The 21,284-nt window shown below is 44.0% G+C and carries 5 protein-coding genes and 2 tRNA genes; 4 read left to right on the forward strand and 3 right to left on the reverse strand.

Features of this window, described 5'->3' with window-relative positions:
• A partial coding sequence (locus BFP97_RS20600) for an FG-GAP-like repeat-containing protein (protein ID WP_139135126.1) occupies window positions 1–15,396 on the reverse strand: 15,396 nt, incomplete at its 3' end.
• A gap of 462 nt (window positions 15,397–15,858) precedes the next feature.
• Between BFP97_RS20600 and glgP the strand changes: the two genes are divergently transcribed.
• From glgP to BFP97_RS00025, 4 genes are all read left to right on the forward strand, one after another.
• Window positions 15,859–17,502 carry an alpha-glucan family phosphorylase gene (glgP, locus tag BFP97_RS00010; RefSeq protein ID WP_069840456.1) on the forward strand — a complete coding sequence of 548 codons (1,644 nt, stop codon included), beginning with the start codon at window positions 15,859–15,861 and terminating at the stop codon, window positions 17,500–17,502.
• A gap of 236 nt (window positions 17,503–17,738) precedes the next feature.
• Window positions 17,739–17,813, forward strand: a tRNA-Val gene (locus BFP97_RS00015).
• Between the two features lie 131 nt (window positions 17,814–17,944).
• Window positions 17,945–18,202, forward strand: a complete 258-nt coding sequence (locus BFP97_RS20890) for a GIY-YIG nuclease family protein (protein WP_170827371.1) — start codon at window positions 17,945–17,947, stop codon at window positions 18,200–18,202.
• Window positions 18,203–18,204: 2 nt separating this feature from the next.
• Window positions 18,205–18,278 (forward strand) — tRNA-Pro (locus tag BFP97_RS00025).
• A gap of 49 nt (window positions 18,279–18,327) precedes the next feature.
• Here BFP97_RS00025 and BFP97_RS00030 read toward each other — a convergent pair.
• Window positions 18,328–20,940, reverse strand: coding sequence for an ABC transporter permease (locus tag BFP97_RS00030; protein WP_069840457.1), 2,613 nt, complete (start codon window positions 20,938–20,940; stop codon window positions 18,328–18,330).
• On the reverse strand, window positions 20,937–21,278 hold the full coding sequence (locus tag BFP97_RS00035) for a PadR family transcriptional regulator (RefSeq protein WP_069840458.1): 342 nt from the start codon (window positions 21,276–21,278) through the stop codon (window positions 20,937–20,939). Before BFP97_RS00035 ends, BFP97_RS00030 begins: the two co-directional genes overlap by 4 nt.
• Window positions 21,279–21,284: the final 6 nt, after the last annotated feature.

Here is a 21,284-nt window from a genome sequence, read left to right on the forward strand (position 1 = left end):
CCAAACTCCAGTAGAAGACACATAGCTTCCTTGAGAAGCATTGGCAGATACGAAGGTATAGCCAGAAGGCAGTTGATCAGTTACCGCTACAGAAGTAGCCGCATCAGGACCATCGTTTCTTAAGGTCACTGTGAAGATGACATCATCACCAGGAACAGGGTTGGCATTGTCCACCACCTTGCTCATGTTCAGGTCAGCAAACTGCGTATCTACCGTTACAGTAGATGTGTTATTCGCTGTAACAGGGTCACCTTGATCGGCAGTAGTTACACTAGCTGTATTGTCATAGCTACCAGTTGATAGTACAGTCGCTACAATCTCTAATGTTGCGGTTTGTGTTGTCGAAACTGAGCCTATTGTCCATACACCAGTATTTTCATCGTACGATCCAAAACCAGTGTTTTTAGATACAAAAGTGTAGCCGTTTGGCAGTTGATCGGATACCGTTACGCCAGTAGCTAAATCGGTTCCGTTGTTGCTCACACGTACCGTGAATGTGACATTATCGCCAACATTCGGAGCAGGATCACTTACTACTTTCGTTACGACTAGATCGGCAGATTGCGTCACAATCGTAGCAGTGGCGGTGTTGTTACCCGCATTCGGATCAAATTCATTGACAGCCGTCACAGAAGCGCTGTTTTCATAATCTCCCGATGCTAAAACAGTCGCAACAATTGTTAAAGTCGCGTTAGCATCTTTAGCCAAAGACCCAACATCCCATATACCTGTACCTGCAGTGTAAGTACCTACACTTGGGGTAGAAGATACTAGTGTATATCCGCTTGGTAATTGGTCAGTTACTGTAATTCCTGTGGCAGAACCAGCACTTGGTCCATTATTGGTTAGGGTCACCGTGAAGGTCACGTTCGAGCCAACATTTGGTGCGGTATTGTCAACTACTTTCTGAATTTCTAAGTCTGCACGAGCTGGCACCACCGTAGCAGCAGCCGAGTCATCAGAGTTATCTGGATCTAGTTGATCTAGAGTAGTTACAGAAGCTGTATTTCCATAGTCACCAGTTGATAGTACCGTAGCGGTAATGGTTAGGGTAGCAGTAGCGGCATTGTTCAATGCTCCGATAGTCCAAACCCCAGAACCGCTGTTGTAAGTACCGGTAGATTCTGTTGCGCTAACGAAAGTATATCCACTAGGCAGTTGATCGGTAATGGTAAGTCCGGTTGCATTGTCAGAACCTGTATTTGAAGCAGTGACAGTGAAGACTACATTTTCACCCACATTGGCAGTAGGGTTATCTACTGTTTTGGTGATGTTGATGTCAGAAGTTTGCAGTGTAACTGTAGCACTTGCTGTGTTATCTGTACCATCAGTATCAAAGACATCAGAAGCAGAAACAGTTGCTGTATTGGTAAAGATTCCAGAAGACTGCACAGTTGCTACAATGCTCAATACAGCAGAAGAAGTACTGTTTAGCGTACCCACTGTCCATATGCCAGTCGAAGCAGTATAAGTACCCGCAGTAGGCGTAGCAGACACTAAAGTATAGCCATCAGGCAGTTGATCAGTAATTTCAATACCCGTAGCCGCATCAGGACCTTGGTTCAATACAGTAACAGTGAATACTACATTACTACCAGGAGTAGGCGTAGGATTATCTACCGACTTAGTCACGTTAAGGTCAGCAAACTGAGCAGCGACCGTTTCAGTACTGCTGTTATTACCTGCATTAGGATCAGTTTGATCAGCAGCAGTTATCGAAGCAGTGTTATCATAAGTACCTGTAGCCTTCACCTTAGCGACAATGGATAGGGTAGCAGTACCCGCATTGGCTACAGATCCTACAGACCAGAGGCCATTGGTGTTGTTGTAGCTACCAAAAGCAGTAGTAGCCGACACAAAGTCATATCCTGAAGGCAATACATCAGTTACCTGAACACCAGTAGCCGCATCAGGACCAGCATTGCTTACCGAGATGGTGAAAGTGACATTGTCATCCACATTCGGAGTATCGTCACTAGCTACTTTGGTAATAGATAGATCAGCAGACTGAGCTACAATACTAGCCGAAGCAGTATTATCACCCGAGTTAGGATCATACACATCGTTACCGGTAACAGTAGCTGTATTGGTGAAGTCACCAGCAGCAAGTACAGTAGCGGTAATGGTTAAAGTAGCAGTCGCATCTTTAGCTAGTGTACCAACAGCCCAAACCCCTGTTCCAGCAGTATAAGTACCCTGACTAGGTGTAGCCGTTCCGAAAGTATATCCAGTAGGTATTTGATCTGTTACCTCAATGCCTGTAGCATCAGCCACATCAGGACCATTGTTGGTCAATGTTACAGTAAATGTGATTACATCACCCACATTAGGAGAAGTAGAACTTACTGTTTTATCAAGACTAAGGTCAGCTCTAGGCGCATCTACTGTGGCAGTAGCTGTATCATTACCACTCACACCATCCACCTGATCTAAGCTGTTAACACTAGCGGTGTTGTCAAAAACACCATTGGCAAGTACAGTAGCCACAACCTCAAGTGTTACTACTCCATCTTTAGGAAGTGTTCCAATGGCCCAGATACCTGTACCACTAGTGAAAGTACCTTGGGTAGAAGTAGAAGACACAAAAGTATATCCACTAGGCAGTTGATCTAATACCTGAAGGTTAGTAGCAGCGTCACCACCATTGTTAGTAGCGGTCACTGTGAAGGTCACGTTTTCACCCACATTGGCAGTAGCATTACTCACCACTTTAGTCAGTGCAATGTCAGCTTGTTGAAGCGTCACTGAAGTACTAGCCGTATTGTCAGCCGTATCAGTATCAAACTGATCAGAAGCAGTGATAGTAGCAGTATTGGTAAAGTCACCAGTTGCCAGTACGGTTGCTCTGATAGAAAGTACTGCAGAAGCAGAGTTACCAATAGTACCCACAGTCCAAACTCCAGTAGAAGACACATAGCTTCCTTGAGAAGCATTGGCAGATACGAAGGTATAGCCAGAAGGCAGTTGATCAGTTACCGCTACAGAAGTAGCCGCATCAGGACCATCGTTTCTTAAGGTCACAGTGAAGATGACATCATCACCCGGAACAGGGTTAGCATTGTCCACCACCTTGCTCATGTTGAGGTCAGCAAACTGCGTATCCACAGTAACAGTAGATGTGTTATTCGCTGTAACAGGGTCACCTTGATCGGCAGTGGTTACACTAGCTGTATTGTCATAGCTACCAGTTGATAGTACAGTCGCTACAATCTCTAATGTTGCGGTTTGGTTGGCTGCAATTGATCCAATATTCCAGATGCCTGTTGTATTGTTGTAGCTTCCGAATACCGTATTGTCCGAAACATAGGTATAGCCATCAGGCAATTGATCGGTTATTGTTACACCCGTTGCCGGATCAGTTCCCTTATTGTTGAGTCTCAATGTGAAGGTCACATTGTCACCCACATTTGGCGTGTCATCAGAGATGGACTTAGTAATTTCTAAATCAGCCGATTGCGCCACAATACTCGCACTTGCCGTATTATCTCCTGTGTTAGGATCGAATACATCTGAAGAGGTCACTTGAGCAATGTTGTTGAAATCACCAGCCGCGAGGACTGTAGCAGACATTGTCAAAGTAGCTGTCGCGCCATTGGCAAGGCTACCTACTGACCAAATACCTGTGGTGTTGCTGTAAGTACCTACGCTTGGTGTGATCGTTCCGACTGCATAGCCGGACGGCAATTTATCAGTTACTTCAATACCCGTTGCAGCAGCTGCGCTTGGTCCGTTGTTAGTTAAGGTAACCGTAAAATTCACCACATCGCCCACATTTGGATTGGAGGCATCCACAGTTTTTGTCAAGGCTAAATCAGCCTGAGGTGGTGCCACTGAAGCTGTTGATTGGTCGTCAGTATTGTCAGGATCTTGCTGATCCAGTGTATTTAAACTGGCAGTATTGTCATAGTCTCCGGTTGATAGGACAGTGGCTAAAATTTCTAATGTAGTAACTCCAGCGTTGGCCAAAGTACCGATAGTCCAGATGCCTGTTTCGGAAACATATGTTCCTTGTGCTGGACTTGCCGAAATGAAGGTATAACCTGAAGGCAATTGATCTTTGATGGAAAGTCCAGTAGCCTGATCGGTACCGCTATTGGTTACCGTCACTGTGAAAGTCACATTCTCGCCCACGTTGGCCGAAGGATTGTCAACCACTTTTACAATGTTGATATCCGAACTTTGTAGCGTTACTGCCTGGCTGGCGGTATTGTTGGCAGTATTCACATCGAACTGATCCGAAGCAGTAACGGTAGCGGTATTATTGAAATCGCCACTTGCCTGAACCATCGCTCTGATGGTTAAAGTTGCCGTTGCACTGTTAGATAGGCTATTGATTGCCCAAATTCCTGTGCCTTGGGTGTAAGTACCTTGTGAGGCTACAGCACTAACAATACTGTAACCACTTGGCAGTTGATCAGTGATCTGGATACCCGTTGCAGCGTTCGGTCCATTATTGGTCAAATTCACGGTGAAAATCACATCGTCACCAGCATTTGGAGTTGCATTGTCCACTGATTTGGTTAGGGACAAGTCAGCACCTTGTGGTGTTAGCGTAGCAGTGCTAGCATCATTCGTGTTGTCTGGGTCCGCTTGGTCGACAGCGTTGATTGAAGCCGTATTAGCATAAGTTCCAGTAGATAATACCGTGGCAACCACTTGCAAAGTGGCGGTACCAGAATTGTTCAAATTACCAATGTTCCAAATGCCTGTTCCAGGAAGGTAAGTGCCTCTGGAAGCCGTATGACTTACATAAGTTAAACCACTTGGTAAAGCATCACTAACAGATAAATTATCCGCACCATCAGGGCCTGCATTACTCACTAAAACAGTGAAGGTTACTTGCTCACCGATATTAGGTGAAAGGTTGTCGGCAGACTTAGCAATAGATACATCAGCACTTTCAATTCTTGAAGAAGCTGTGGCTGTATTATTTCCAGTATTGGTGTCAAATTCGTTTGCAGCAGAAATAGTCGCTGAGTTAGTCAGCGTTCCACTAGACTTCAGTGTTCCTACAAGTTCTAAGGAAGTAGAAGCACCATTCGCCAGACTACCAACGGTCCATAAGCCAGTGCTACTGACATAGGTTCCTTGGACTGGTGTTGCGCTTACAAAAGTGTAACCGCTTGGTAGTTGATCCGTCACCTGAATGCCAGAAGCACCATCAGGTCCGTTGTTGGTTACTGTGATGGTGAACGTCACATTATCACCCACATTGGCACCAGGAAGATCTACTGTTTTGGTCAATGCTAGATCTGCGTTAGCTGGTGTTACGGTTGACGATGAAGAGTCGTTTGAGTCGTCTGGATCCAATTGATCTACAGATTGAATACTTGCGGTATTTTCATATACACCTGTAGATAGGACAGTAGCGACAATCGTCAATGTGGCATTTGCTCCATTGTTGATGGTTCCAGCCGCCCAAACACCAGTACCAGCAGTATAAGTACCCTGACTTGGTGTACTACTTACCAAAGTATAACCAGATGGGAGTTGATCAAGTACATTTACATTAGTCGCTGCATCAGGACCCGCATTACTGGCCGTAATGGTGAAGGTTACATTTTCACCCACATTAGCAGCAGTGTTGCTTGCCACTTTGGTGATGCTGATATCTGATGTCTGAACTGTCACCGTTGCTGATGCAGTATCGTTTGTGTCGTCAGTATCAAAGGTGTCGTTGCCCGTAACCGTTGCTGTGTTGGTGTAAACTCCAGTTGCATTTACAGTTGCTCTAATGATGAGCGTCTGCGTGCCTCCAGCAGTCACAGTGCCCACTGCCCAGACTCCAGTCGTTGTATTGTAAGTTCCAGAAGTTCGGGTATCACTCACGAAAGTGTAGCCAGTAGGAAGGAGGTCAGTCACCTCGACATTGAGTGCTGAACTAGCTCCATTGTTGGTGGCCGAAATCGTAAATTCTACAGTTGATCCAGGTGTTGGAGTAGCATTGTCCACCACTTTGGTAATCGCTATATCAGATAACAACGGAGTTACCGATGCACTTGCCTGATCGTTGGTGTTGTCAGCGTCTTGTTGATCCAGCGCAATGACACTAGCCGTATTATTATAGCTACCTGTCGCATTAACGGTAGCGCGGATCATCAAAGTAGCCGTTTGACCACTCGATAGTGTTCCAATATCCCATAAGCCAGTTCCGGCAGTATACTCTCCAAAGTCTTTGGTACGGCTCACGAAAGTGTAACCAGATGGAAGTTGATCTTCTACTACAACTCCGGTTGCCACACCAGGGCCATTATTAGTAGCTGTTACGGTGAATTCGACCGTGCCACCAACATTTTGAGAAGTGACATCAACGGTCTTCGCAATTTCAATGTCAGTCGACTGCGTGGTGATGTTGACGATAGCCGTATTGTTTCCAAGGTCCGGATCGAAGTTAGCCGAAGCCGAAATGGTCGCCACATTTGTGAAGCCACCAGCAGCGTTTGCGGTAGCCGTGATTTTCAGTTCAACCGAAGTGCCATTGGCGATATTACCAATACTCCATTCCCCAGAATTACTATCATAAGTACCTTGATCAGGTGCTGCACTCACAAACGTAAAACCTGAAGGTATTTGATCGGTAGCTGCTACTCCTGTAGCTAAGTCTGGTCCGTTGTTGGTTACTATAATAGAGAATTCAACGGTAGCTCCAGTGGCTGCATTTGGTGGTGTAATGGTTTTGGTTACCGCAAGGTCAGAGGTAAGTGGAGACACATTAATATTGATGGTATCATCTTCTGTAGAGAATAGGGCACCATCAGAAATTCTGAAATTGAACTCGGCAAAATCATTGCCTGAATTTCCTGAAGGTGGCACATAGGTAAGGTTACCCGATGCGATATCTGTAAAGCTGATCACGTCTTCATCTGCCACAGGATTTCCGTTCAATAACAATTGTCCTCTCGCTGGAAGCGAAGTCACACGAATATCGGTAGCTGCTGCTGATTCAGGATCGCTATAGTTCGTCTGGAAGTCAGCGGTTGTAAAAATGTACGGAGAGTCTTGTTTTGCCTCAACTGTCTTACCATCCACAATTGGCGGCTCGTTGACATTTGTCATTTCAACCGTCACGTTAGCGGTGTCCGTTAATCCACCTTCATCGGTAACTGTTACCACCAAGTCATACTGCGTGATGGTTTCAAAATCAAGGAGTGAACCATTGGCTACGGTGATTTCTCCAGTGTCTTCATCGATGGTAAAAATACCAGCATCATTGCCGCCTGTAATCGCATACTTTAGGGCATCACCCGCATCTGGATCGCTGGCCACTAGGTTGTGAACTGTAGTTCCATTGACTGCATCTTCGGCAAGACTTACTGTTGCATCATTAGCCACTGGCGGATCATTCACGGGAAGGATTATGATATCAACATCGCCCGTTTCTGTGAACTGACCATCGTTTACGGCATAACCGAAATCTCCAGGATCGCTAGTGCCATCATACTGCTCAGGAGAATCATACAATAGTGTAGTCAGCTGCGCGGTAGTCAATACATCGCCTATCTCTACATCGGTACCATCGGCCAAGGTGACATTACCTAGGGATGGTAAGGAAGTCACGGTAATCGTGAAGCTATTGCCCGAATCTGTATCGGTTGGTGCTGGTAATCCTAAAGGAGTATCCTGCACATTTTCGTTCATGGTAATGGTATTGCTCGATACCACCGGAGGAACGTTTCCAATGTTGAAAATGAACGTTCCTGGAGTCAGGTCTTCCGCACCATCATCATCCACTGCCGCATAAGTAAAGGTAGATGGTCCATTATAATTTCCACTTGGGTCGAATCGTATACCGAGCGCCTGTGTCGGTGTGATCGATAAACCTTGTGTGATGACAGTTCCGTCAGCCAAAGTGAGTACACCATGACTTGCTGCTGGAATGGTCTTGATAATGATCGCAGTTACGGTACCGTCACTATCCTCAGTACTCAAGTTGTCAAGGTCAGTTGGGCCTGCCGAACTTAGGATAGTATTTGCATTGGTAATGTCATTCGACTCTGGTGGAGAGTTCAGTGTATTGATGGTGAAGGTTGCCGGAGTAGCATCCTCATCGCCATCATTGTCTTTGGCTGCATAGGTAAATGATGTAGTGCCAACAAAGCCAGTGGTTGGATCGAAAGTCAAACCAGCTGCTTCAGCAGGTGTTAATTCCTGATTTGGAGTTACCGTAGAACCATTAGCCAATTTAAGTACACCTTCGCTAGTCGGAGGTACTGTTTTGATGATGAAGGCATCCACTGTACCGTCAACATCAGCTCCAGTCAAATCATCAAGTGCGGTTGCTCCAGCATTACTTTGAATACCAGCCGTATTTGTAATGTCGTTGGTGGTAGGAGGCGTATTGCTCACAGGTATAGTGAAAGTAGCTGGTGTAGCATCTTCTTCACCCTGATTATCCTTCGCAGCATAAGTGAAGGAAGCATCACCCGTGAAATTAAGTGCTGGGTCGAATTTTAATCCTGCAGCTTGTGCAGTTGTTAATTCCTGACCCACTGTTACAGGAGTGCCATCCGCAAGCGTCAGTACTCCAGAAGCAGCGGTTGGTAATGTCTTGATTACAAAAGCGTCTACAGTTCCTTCTGCATCCGATCCTGTCAAATCATCAATATCGACACCAGCATCACTACTGAGTATAGTACCCGAGTTAGTAATATCATCCGTGGTAGGAGGGGTGTTACATGCTGAGAATACTGAGGCATTTTGGAAATCAAAAGTACCTCCATTACTCGTTGGAGTTGTATAGCCAGCAGTACTAGTAACTACTCCTGTGCTAGCATTCACAGTAGTAGCACCTGTACCCAAAGTACCGTCTTTGTCTGTGTCCGAAAGACCAGCTTCAAGACTGTCGAAACAGCCATCGTTATCTGAGTCCAATTCAGCAGCATCAACTATTCCATCGCCATCGGTATCAGCAGATGGAGTCGTTAAGATACCATTGTCAGCCACTGTTTCGAGTGCATCGAATAGACCGTTGGTACCCGACAATGTATTGGCATTGTCAATGATACCGTTGTTATCAGCATCGGTCTGTCCATGACCTGCTTCAACCAAATCATAGATCCCATCATTGTCACTATCGAGATCAAGGCTATTTGGAATGCCGTCTTGGTCAGTATCTAAGTTGCAACCAGGACCACCTGTAACAGTAATTGATAGGTTATCAATTAAGTTACCTATTGCCAGTGAACCACTCGCTGAACTGGTTGCTTCGAATACGATAAAGGTCTCTGTTTGTCCGTCAGGTACAGTATAAGATCCTGTGTAAGTGCCCCACGCTGTGTTCCCATCTGTCATAGTAGCTTGTGAAGCTGCTCCGGCAACTGTACCTCCAATTTTGATTAGCGCAGCATCTGTACCATCAAGACCTCTATGCTGTACTGACCATGTGATGGTTGTACCTGGTGCAATGAAGACCTGCTGGAAGAGTAATGCACTTTGTGTGGCATTGATTTCGACAAATTGAGAGCCAACTGCAGCATTGATTCCGCCATAGCCATTTCGAGCTACTTCGATTAGGTTGTCGGAAGCTGTCGTTTGCCATCCGTCAATTGTATTTTCGTTGATTTGACTGTTTGTACCCGTAATGGTAGGGAATTCAAATCCAGTATTCACTACTGTGAGGCATTCGTCAGAATCAGGAATACCGTCATTATCGTCATCTAAATCAATGCTATCGGCAACACCATCTAGATCGGTGTCTAGTGCAACATTAACGATGTAGGTTGCTGGAGTACTATCCGTTGCACCATCATTGTCCTTACTTGAGAAAGTGAATGAAACTGGTCCTTGGAAGCCATCCACTGGATCGAATTTCAATCCGTTGGCTTGGGCTACGGTTAGCTCTTGCCCAGCCGTCACAGGTGTTCCATCCGATAAGGTCAATACGCCTTGTGATGCTGTAGGTAAGGTGTTGATGATAAAGTTAGTGATGGTGCCATCGGCATCGGTACCTGTCAAATCATCAATGTCAGTTCCTCCAGCCCCAGAAGCAATGGCTGTGGCACTTGTAATGTCATCAGTGGTAGGAGGAGTGTTGGAGATATTTATTGTGAAAGTGGCAGGTGAGGCATCTTCTCCACCGTCATCATCTTTTGCCGCATAGGTAAACGAAGCTGGTCCATTGTATGTGCCGACTGGGTCGAATAACAACCCAGCGGCTTGAGCAGGAGTCAATTCTTGGTTAGCTGTTACTGGCGTACCATCTGCTAATGTTAATACCCCATGTGCAGGATCGGGCAAGGTCTTGATCACAAAAGCTGCAATCGTACCATCGCTATCTGCACCTGTTAAGTCATCGATTGCCGAACCTCCAGCATCACTTTGGATGGCGGTGGCAGAAGTTATATCGTCAGTCGTTGGTAGGTCATTAATGTCATTGACATCAATCGTCATGGTATAGTTTGTACCGATTTGCGTACCAGCGTCTCCAGAATCATCTTTTACTTTAAAGTCAAAGGTTGCGTATCCCACACCGTTTTCATCAGCCACTGGCTGATAAGTGAAAAGGGTTCTATCAGTGAATTCTGTTTCGTTAGTAATGTCAGATGCCGTTACTTGAACACCATTGTAGAATAGGGTTCCTTTTGCGGGTAGACTCGCAATGATTACGGCAGCAAAGCTATCACCATCCTCATCGGCAAAGAAGAAGTCAGTGTTCGCAAAAGTTAAGGTGCCGTCCTCATCCACATTCACCGTTTTGTCCGCACTTAATGGAGAGCTAACCGGATTATCAAAGTTGAGAATCAAACAGGCGTTAAAGTCTGCTGAGAAAAGTCTTTCAGGTGGGTTCGTACTAGTCTCACCAGATACACCCATTCGGAATTCTACGACAGCGACATCCTCAAACTTGAGGTGGACCATATTTCTCGCTTCAGTATTATTGATGCCTCCAAGCCCTGTAGTTCCAGTCGGCCTGTATACAATAAATGGATCTTCAAAAGTCCTCGTGAGACGCGTGTTACTCTCCTGGAATATTTGACCAGTCTTTACACCGATAAATTCTCTTCGCCCACTACTGGAAGCGTCAATATCAGCGAATGTTGCTCTAAATTCATTCTGGTCAACTTCGGTTGCTGTTCCAGAGGCCACAAAAGTGAATTTGAAATCTACATAACCGGTACCATTATTCACGTTTCTGTTGACGACTCTAATACTTGGCTGGAAAGCATTCGCTTCACCAAAATCGGATCTGTCGATTTGCGATAAAGTAGCGTTTTCAATATCAACTATTTCAATAAGAGCATCAACACCTGTTGTGGTAGTTGTAAATCTATAGATCGCACCTTCTTGCAAGGCTGTTCCTGACTCTAAAGTTGAAGATGTAAAGAACTGTGTCGGAATGGTAGAACATGCAGGCACATTATCAATTCCGATAGTGGTCGTAGTTGTGTTACTAGTTCCTGTTCCATCTGTAACTGTAGTCGTTACAAAGCGATCGGTAGTGCTGAGCGAACTTGCGGTATTTTTATAAACAATCTGACTTAAGGCCAATGCGTAATCTGCTTTCGAAGCGGTTCCACTTAGGGTTATAACACCTGTACTTGAATTATAACTACTGGCCGTAATACCTGTAGGTAATGTTCCAAAAGCGCTTAGTGTTTCTGAGGTGCCATTTGGTCTGTTGGTTAACGTGATCGTTGCGCCAGTCATTTCAACATCATCTAGGTCATTTACTGAAGCGTCAGTATCTGCGATTGGAATAGCACTGCCGCCTAAGGAGAAAGTTGTAATATAACCACCGGCTATTGCTGTTGAATTGTCATCCCCATCCAAATCGAGAATAGGAGGGTTACACACTGCGCTTGTGAATGATAAGTCACCATCAGCATCAAACTCGAAGCTTCTTGTGCCACTTGTGAAAACGCCACCGCTATAAGTAATGCTAAAAGATGTCCTGCTGATAATATTGATTTGAACTGCACCTTCTAGGTCAGTAGCGCCTTGGTTTTGAGTTCCTGAGAAACTCAGACTTGTACCATTCAATTGCGCCAGAACATTGGTGTTTGACTCTAAAGAAAAACCTGCGATTTCACCAGTATTCACCGTTAGTGTTTCGCCCGGTGTTCCTGAGCTTCCGTCTAAGTCTCCCACTAAGAATGCAAAACTAACTGCGATAGGAGTGCTTGTACCTGCTTCAAAGAACTCATAGAGTAAGGTGACATCAGATGCGGCATTCAGGTTTAGATTGGCATTATCACCTGAAACATTTAAGCCGTGGTTCGTACTTGCATTACTCTGCGCGGTCGATGTGACTTTCATATCCACATTCGTTACGCCTTGTGTACCAATAGAAGTATAGGTGACAGTTTCATTTAGTCCAGATCCGCTAGCTCCTGAGGTGGCTGCATAGGTAAAACTACTATTGCCACCAGTGCCAACCGCTTCACAACCGGTAAGGCTGGCCGCTGAGAATAGGCTCATGGTAGTGGTAGCAGTGTTACTGTTGTCGGTGCCATCGTTGATGACAACGGTTATCGATCTGTCTGTTAGATCAGGCGTGCCGTCTGTGTTTTCATAAACGATTTGGGCCAGAGCAGCTTGATAACTTGCCAATGTACCTGAACCCGAAAGGGTAATGACGCCCGTACCACTGTCATAACTTGTGGCTGTAATGCCATCAGGAAGTGCTCCTAAAACTCTTAAACTTTCATTGGCACCATCAGGTCGATTGGTTAGGGTAATGGTAGCGCTTTCAATATTAGTGTCATCAGCATCAGTTATGGCTGCATCTGTATCAGCAATCGGTGACGGTAGGGTACCGATTGTGAAGCTGGTCGCAAAGTCATTGCCGCCTGTACTTCCATCTAAATCTAAAGTTGGCGCTGTATTGACTTTGGCCACAGAAACGGTGGTTATTGCCGTGCTGCTATTATCATCACCATCGTTAACGACAACCGTGATTGTTCTGTCATCATCTTTTGGGTCTCCGCTGGCATTGTTGTACTCAATTTGTTGTATAGCGCTTTGGAAGTCAGCCAAAGAGGCTGGACCGGTCAGTGTTATTATTCCAGTATTCGGATCGTAGGCACTAGCAGTAATACCTCCCGGAAGTGCACCATTTACGGCTAAGCTTTCATCTGTACCATCAAGGATGTTTGTGAGTGTAATGGTTACGGTCTCAATATTAGTATCATCCGAATCAGTGATGGCGATATCAGTATCAGCTATTGATACAGCACCTCCACCTTCTGTAAAGGCTGTTGTGAAATCATTTCCACTAGTGCTTCCATCCAAATCAATTTCGGGTGCTGAATTGACTTTGGTCACCGAAATCACTGAAGTGGCAGTATTACCATCTTCAGTACCATCATTTAGAACAACAGTAATCGATCGATCTGTTTCGTCAGGGTCTACATCGGTATTGTTGTATTGAATTTGTTCCAGCGCTGTGATGTAGTCGGCTTTGGAAGCAGAGCCAGAAAGTGTTAAAACACCTGTAGCGCTATTGTAACTGCTTGCTGTGATACCGCCAGGAAGAGCTCCATTAACGATCAGGCTTTCTAGTGCACCATCAGGACGATTGGTTAGGGTAATAGTCGCACTGGCAATGTTCGCATCTTCAACATCAACAATTGACACATCGGTGTCGGTAATATTAACAGCACCACCGTTTTCAGTAAAGCTGTTCGTGAAGCCAGTACCCGCTCCACTAGCATCAAGGTCCAACTCAGGTGGTGTATTACATGCCAAAACTGAGGCATCAGTGTTTTTAACGATTAAGGTTTGCTCGTATTCAAGACTTGAAGAACCGATATTAAGCGCTGCGAGGGCCGAAGGTGTAACTGATATGTCGACAGTCGTTCGCGATCCACCACTCGAAAGGAACGATGTACTTACTATGTAAGAAGCAGAAGGACCATTAGGCAATCCAAAATGGAGTACTGGGGACTCTTGTCTACCATGACCTGCTCCACCGTTTACTTCTTGTATAGGGGATAGAATATTCCCATCACAATCTTTGAGAACGACAGTGGCTCCAAGAGCACTTCGTGTTAATCCGCCACCTAAATCCAATTGCGGAATTACATTCAAGTAGTTATTAGCAAAACCACTTGTTGCTACTTCGCCAGAACTGCCAATCAGATCATTTCTCCATAGCTGATTATTATCACCGTTAACGTTAACGTAAACGTCTAAATCACCATCGTTATCAAAGTCGACCATAGCAACTGCTTCAACATTTTCGCCTACCTCAAGGCCATTGTTGTTGTTGGGTTGATTGAACAGGAAAGTGCCGCCAGTGCTATTATTGAGCATGAGGTAGCTATCTCCTCCACTATCTCCAAAGAATAGATCGATATCTCCATCATTATCAATGTCGCCCATGGCAATACCATCAATTCCAGAGTCGTTCAGTAGGTTGTTATTCGATCTTCTAAACGGATTAGAAACAGCAGAAAAGACTCCAGCTGAAGTTTGTTGGTATAAGGTTGGAGTACCGCTATCGGCATCTGAGCCCCAGATAAAATCAAAGTCACCATCACCATCAAAATCGCCCGTGACCACTGCTCCTTTATTACCATTACTGGCATCATCATTAAAAGAAGTATTGACCGTAAATGTCCCATCACCATCATTGATGAACATGTCATAGTTATTGCTATCGATGCTGCTGCTGGTAGATGTTCCTTGCTTTCTGGCGATGATATCCATAAAACCATCGTTGTTAATATCTACTACAGCAAGGTAATCGCCAGTATTTGAGCCACTCTGAGGTAAACCTAAGCCACCAGCTCCAGTGCCTGACGCACCCACACTGTTTTGTGTCACTTGATCGAATCGATTGCCAGAGACAGAGGCTCCATCGTTTTTGAAAATGTCAATACCGAAATTGTGACTTTCAATAACTAGGTCAAGGTACCCGTCATTGTTGTAATCCATAAAACCCAAACCTTCGGTATTGATACCATCTGTAATGCTGGTGATCGTCTGAATTCTTGAAAAGGAATTGCCACCATTATTCTGGAAAATAGCTATATGTCTGGTAGTGTTAACAATAAAGTCTGGGTATCCATCATTATTGAAGTCTCCCCAGATAGCCGATCGCTCAGTCTTTGTGCTCTTTAGATTAGGTGCTACGCTGCTAGTAACATCTATAAAAACACCATTGTCGTTTCTTAGTAGATATGATCTTCTGCTTGAGTTATTATCATTCGTATTGACGAGTAAATCTAAGTCACCATCAAGGTCGTAATCGGCAAATGAAAAACCCCCATCCTTGTTACGGTTGTTGACATTAGAATCGTCAGAACCATTACCAGCGATATCAGTAAAGTTCTGTCCAAGTACGGAAAAGCTTAAGGACAAAAAACCGACTAGAGTCAATAACCCCAGTCGGACGTTAAAACATCCGAAGATATTAGCAGCAGCCATGCGTTGTTTAGTTAGTTTCTTTCTCAAGGTCAAACCCTGAGCCAAGTGTTTTATAAACCCGTACAGTGCATTAATGTGATGTAATTGTTCCCTTAGAAAGAAAGGGATTCCCGAAATGGGAAATTGATAAGGTGAATCAGAAAAAGTGCGCGACTAACTTTATCTCTCAATTGCCAACCATAGCAGAACTGCCGGATTACTAGAGAGTTAGCCCGATTTATGATGTTTAGGTCATTCAAATAAAATCAATAACGTTTTATAATCCTATTTTTTCTTGAGTAATCGTATTTACAATTATTGCTATGAAATGCGTTTTAGTGTATTTGAAATAATAATCTCTGTATGCGTGACGATTTTTTGACGCTTTTTATGGGATCTTGTCCGATTTCAGTTGAGTCCTTGTGATCAAACGTTTGCATTAATCTTTTTGGAGCCTAACCTCTTGTGCTCAAGCGATTCATTTACATTTGACCTCTTTAAATCGAACAGATGAAATTTAAACATCCTTATAAATTTGGCAAGGGTTACGAGAAATCGGTAGCATACTTTTCAATGGAGTTTGCCATTGATCAACCTTTGAAAATCTACTCTGGTGGATTAGGCTTTCTAGCCGGTTCGCACATGAGAAGTGCCTATGACCTAAAGCAGAATATTGTAGGTATAGGTATTCTTTGGAAATACGGCTATTACGATCAGGTACGTAAGCATAATAATGAGCTAGATGCGCTGTGGCAAGAACGTCACTATAACTTCTTAGAGGATACTGGTTTGGAGCTAGAGGTAAGTGTGAACCACCACCCAGTGAAAGTTAAGGTATTCTATCTGGCACCTAAGGTTTTTGGTACAGCACCAATATTTCTACTTTCTACGGATCACCCTGAGAATGACCATCTAGCACAGACCATCACACATAAGCTCTACGATAACAATATCTCTACAAGGATAGCCCAATACATTCTATTGGGTATCGGTGGTGCTAAATTGCTTGAAGCAATTAACCATAACGTAGAGCAGTATCACTTCAATGAGGCACACGCCTTGCCAGCCGCTTTCCGTCTTATGGAAAAGTTAGGCGATATTGAAAAGGTGAAGGATCAGTTAGTTTTCACTACACATACCCCTGTCAAGGCGGGTAACGAGGTGAACGATCCGAATATGCTGCACAACATGGGCTTTTTCAATGGGTTCTCTATTCGCGAGGTCGAAGAGATGGTTGGTTTTGAGAACGGTATGTTCAATCACACGCTAGCAGCGTTGCGAATGTCCAAGATTTCCAATGCGGTTTCGAAGAAGCATTGCGAGGTGTCGAAAGATATGTGGGGGGGCTTTGATGGTATTTGTGATATCATTCCTATTACTAATGCACAAAATAAAGCCTACTGGACAGATGGAGAGTTAGAAAAGGCTCGATTGAAAAAGGACGACAAGAAATTCTTAAAGCGAAAAGTTGAATTGAAGAAAGAGCTCTTTGAGCTGGTTGCTGACCAAACAGGAAAGATTCTTGACCCTAATGTCTTGACCATTGTTTGGGCCAGGCGTTTTGCTGGATACAAGAGAGCAGACCTGATCGCCAGAGATGTCGAGCGATTTGAGAAGTTGTTGAATAATAAAGATTATCCTGTACAGATCATCTGGGCGGGCAAACCTTATCCTTTGGATCATGGCGCAGTGAGTACCTTCAATTGGCTGGTACATTTTACTAGAAAGTATCACAATGCCACTATACTTACAGGCTATGAGTTAGGACTGTCTGCATTAATGAAAAAGGGCTCCGATGTTTGGTTGAACAATCCAAGAATTCCATTGGAAGCTTCCGGAACTTCGGGTATGACCGCTGCCATGAACGGTTCGTTGAACTTTTCCACCAATGATGGTTGGATTCTGGAGTTCGGTGAGCACGGGAAGAATGGTTTCGTAATTCCTGAAGTAGATACTACTTTGCCAGAAGGAGAACAAGACCAGTGGGACGCAGATCACATGATGAGAATCCTTGAGGATGAGATAGTTCCAATGTACTACAAAGACCAAAAAGCTTGGGTAAATATGAACTACCAAAGTATGGCTGACGTGGAGGAATATTTCAGAGCCTCACGTATGGCAGATGAGTATTATAAAAAGCTTTATAATCGTTAATCAGGATTAAAATTTTTCCTAATATTGTATCGGCAGGCCTAGGTCTGCCGATTTTTTGAGTATTAGTCTACCTGCGATAGACAGGCTCAGTTGATTTAGAGTACCCCGAGAAGTTGGGGAAGTCACGAAGAGGTTGAGAAAATAATGGGGTATTAGCCTGCCTGTCGGCAGACAGGCTCAGTTGGTTTAGAGCGCCCCGACAAGTCGGGGAGGTCGTAGGACCCCACAAGAATATTGGAGTGTTAGCTCAGTTGGTTTAGAGCACCGCCTTGACAGGGCGGGGGTCGTTGGTTCGAATCCAATACACTCCACTTCTTTACTCTTTCATTATCAACACCTCACATTGTCATCTCGATTTTAGTTAAAAAATTGGTAGCATGTATTTTAGAAAATACATCAATGAGGGCCGAGAATAAGTTTAATTTTCAGTAGGCTATATTTTGTGTTGAAGCATTACACTTACATATTAGAGTCTTCAACCAATGGCCGTTGGTACTATGGGCATAGCGCTAATGTTGAACAAAGATTGATTCAGCACAACAATGGACAGAATAAGTCTACCAGAAATAAAGGTCCTTGGCGTTTGATTTTTATTCGCGAGTTTGAAAATAGGCTGGAAGCGAATAGATTTGAGCTCTATCTAAAAAAGCTCAAGAACAAGAGTTATATAAAAAGAGAATACACAAGGTACTTTCTATAATTCGGGATGTGGCGCAGTCCGGTAGCGTACTCGTCTGGGGGGCGAGTGGTCGCAGGTTCAAATCCTGTCATCCCGACAAAAGAAAGGGAGTCATCAATGACTCCCTTTCTTTTTGATAACCAGTATCAGTTGTTTCTCAGTGTATAGGCAGGGTTAGTTCTTGCTGTCTTTATAGTTTGAAACCCAATGGTAATGGCGGTGATCAAAAAACAAAGTCCTGTAATCGATAGGAAGGTCAGTATTGAAATATCAACGCTATAGGCAAAATTTTGGAGCCATTGATCGACAAAATAATAGGCTATAGGAGAGGCAATGATTGCTGCAACAGTAATGAGTAGGTAAATCTGTTTTGCCAATAGTTGTATGATTTGACCGACAGATGCCCCCAACACTTTCCTGACGCTGATTTCTTTTGTTTTTACCTGCGCTGTATGAGTAGAAAGCCCTAAAAGCCCGAGGCATGAGATGACAATTGCCAGAATTGTGAAAATTTTGAAGACCTCAGCCATTCTGAATTCTGCCTGATATTGCCGATCTAATCTGTCATCTAAGAATTGATAATTAAGTGTTTGCTCGGGGTATATCTCTTCCCACATTTTCTCCAATCCAGATATGACTTGTGAGACTTGTGAAGTCTCAAGTTTGATAATCGCTTTTGAAACCCAAGGGAAGCTTTCCACGGGGGTTAAAACAACAGGTGCCACTTGACTGTGTAAAGACTCGAAATGGAAGTCTTCAGCAATTCCGATTATTTTGCTTTTGTTCCTTCCCTGAAACCTGTAGTCAGATGAGTTGAGAAGGTCGCCTTCCATTGACTTAGCAAAAGTCTCGTTAATGATGACATGCGAAGCCGCGCTGTCTAATAGAGGATTGAAGGTCACTCCTGACTTTATGTCTATGTCGAAAATGTCTAAATAGTCATGGTCAACAATGAACCTCTTAAAGCTAAAAGGAAATTGGGGGCTTCTCGTTTCACCAAAGAATTCATCGCCAGGGGCTTGACCGGCAATCGAAACCTGAAGGACCCCTGGAATTTGCTGAATTTGATTTTTTATTGTTTGATAGTTCTTCCGAAACTGCGCTGAAGTACCGTTCAATACTAGCACTCGATCTGGATTGTACTTGAGGGTTGTGTCTTTGACAAAATTCAGTTGACTTTGAATCAATGCGATACCAGCCAAGAGCGCAATGGAGAAGACAAATTGAAATACTACCAGGGTCTTTCTAAGTAGCACACCATTTCTAGAGTGCTCCAGACGACCTCTTAAGACTCCGGCAAACTTATGCCTTGAAAGTAAGATGGCCGGATAAAGTCCTGAAATCAAACCTAATAGAACCACAAATGTTAGGATTTTCGCGAGGAAAGGAAGGTTCGAAGAATAATCAAAGAACAATTTATCTCCCAAGATTTCTTCAAAACTAGGGATGGCTAACTGAACTATTATGATTGCGAATGGGAGCGCGATAAGGCAGATGAGAAGAGATTCTAGTAAAAACTGATTGAGCAAACTTCTCTGAGTTGCGCCAGAGACTTTTCTGACTCCAACTTCGAGTCCTCTTAATGTAGCCCTCGCACTTGTTAGATTAATGTAATTGATAACCGCCAGCGAGATGATTAATATGGCGACAATAGCAAACATATTTATCACACGTTTGTCTGTAGGAGCAATAATTGAATCAGTTACTTCTGTATCGTACTTAAGCGCTTGAATATTATTCAGAGAATATTCAGCAGCTATATGTTGGTCGCTTTCCGTATGTTTTTTCAGTTCTGGTAGTATTTTTTTAGTGACTGATTCAGGCTGGCTGCCATTTGATAATAGGACATAGATAGGGAGCGATATATAAAAATTGCGTCCAAATGATATCTTTTCGTTTTGTCCAGTTACAGTCGACATGGATTTGATAAAGTCAAACTGAATACTGGAGTTGCCAGGTGGGTCTTTCATTAAGCCCACAATTTCCAGATCAGTATCTTTTGAAAACTGGTCCGGCTTGGCAAGTTTTATTTGTTGACCTATTGGGTCAATATCGCCAAAGATGCGTTTAGCGGCTGATTCTGTAATGACGGCTGTATTGTGCATTGATAGGATGTCTTGCTTATTTCCATCAATTATCTCAAAAGAGAAGACCTTGAAGAAACCAGGGTCAGCAGACAAGAAAGTCTGGTTCAGAACTTCTTTATTCCCGCTTTTTTCAAAGACCACCGTCTCTGAACCCAACGACATTCGGGTGTATGCTTCAATCTCCGGTATATTGGGCGAAATGGCGGGCATCAAACTAGAGTGGAGTTTCAGACTTCTATTTATCAATCCATTCCTTTCGGAGGTGGACTCCACTCGGTATATACGATCACTGTTTTCTAAAAAGTCATCTTTGATTTGATCATCAATCAGGAAAAGTAGAATGACGAGGCTTCCGGCTAGCCCTAATGCAAGTCCGAATATATTAATGAACGTGTGTGAAGCACTTTTCCGAAAGGCCCTAAATGCCATTTTGATTTGATAGTAGAACATGTCAATGAATTTTGGTTTTCGATTCTCTTTGTTGTGTAATAGGATATATGGTCGCACAGACCTCAATGCTGTCCAGATATAGATCGCTTTGGCGCGTCTTGGCCCCTTTGATTCAAGGTTGTCAAGAAAGTCTTCATAGAGATCACCCTCTATTTCTTCTAGTATTTGTTTTCCAGCCAGAAGTCGTAGAAGGAGTAATGGGAGTTTGGGTGGCCGACTCAAAGGGTGCCTCCTTTCACTTGGCTGACCGGGACCAGTTTCCAGAAAGACTCTCTGATTCGTTTGACCTCACAGAGAGCATCAAAACCTTTTTTCGAAACTTCGAAATACCGTTTCCTTTTGCCACCTCGTCTAGGCGAGGCTTCCGCCAGTTGTGAGTCAAGAAATCCCTTACGCTCCATTCGATACAGGGCCGAGTGTATGGCGCTGAGATTAATTGTTCTGGCCGTGTGCTTTTCTACTTCCTTTCGAATTTCATTAGCGTATGCCAACTCTCCCTTTAGTACACAGACTGCTAACAACACTACCTCTTCAAATTCTCCTAAAAAACTTCCTTTCATAGCTTA

The organism is Roseivirga sp. 4D4, assembly GCF_001747095.1.
GTDB lineage: Bacteria > Bacteroidota > Bacteroidia > Cytophagales > Cyclobacteriaceae > Roseivirga.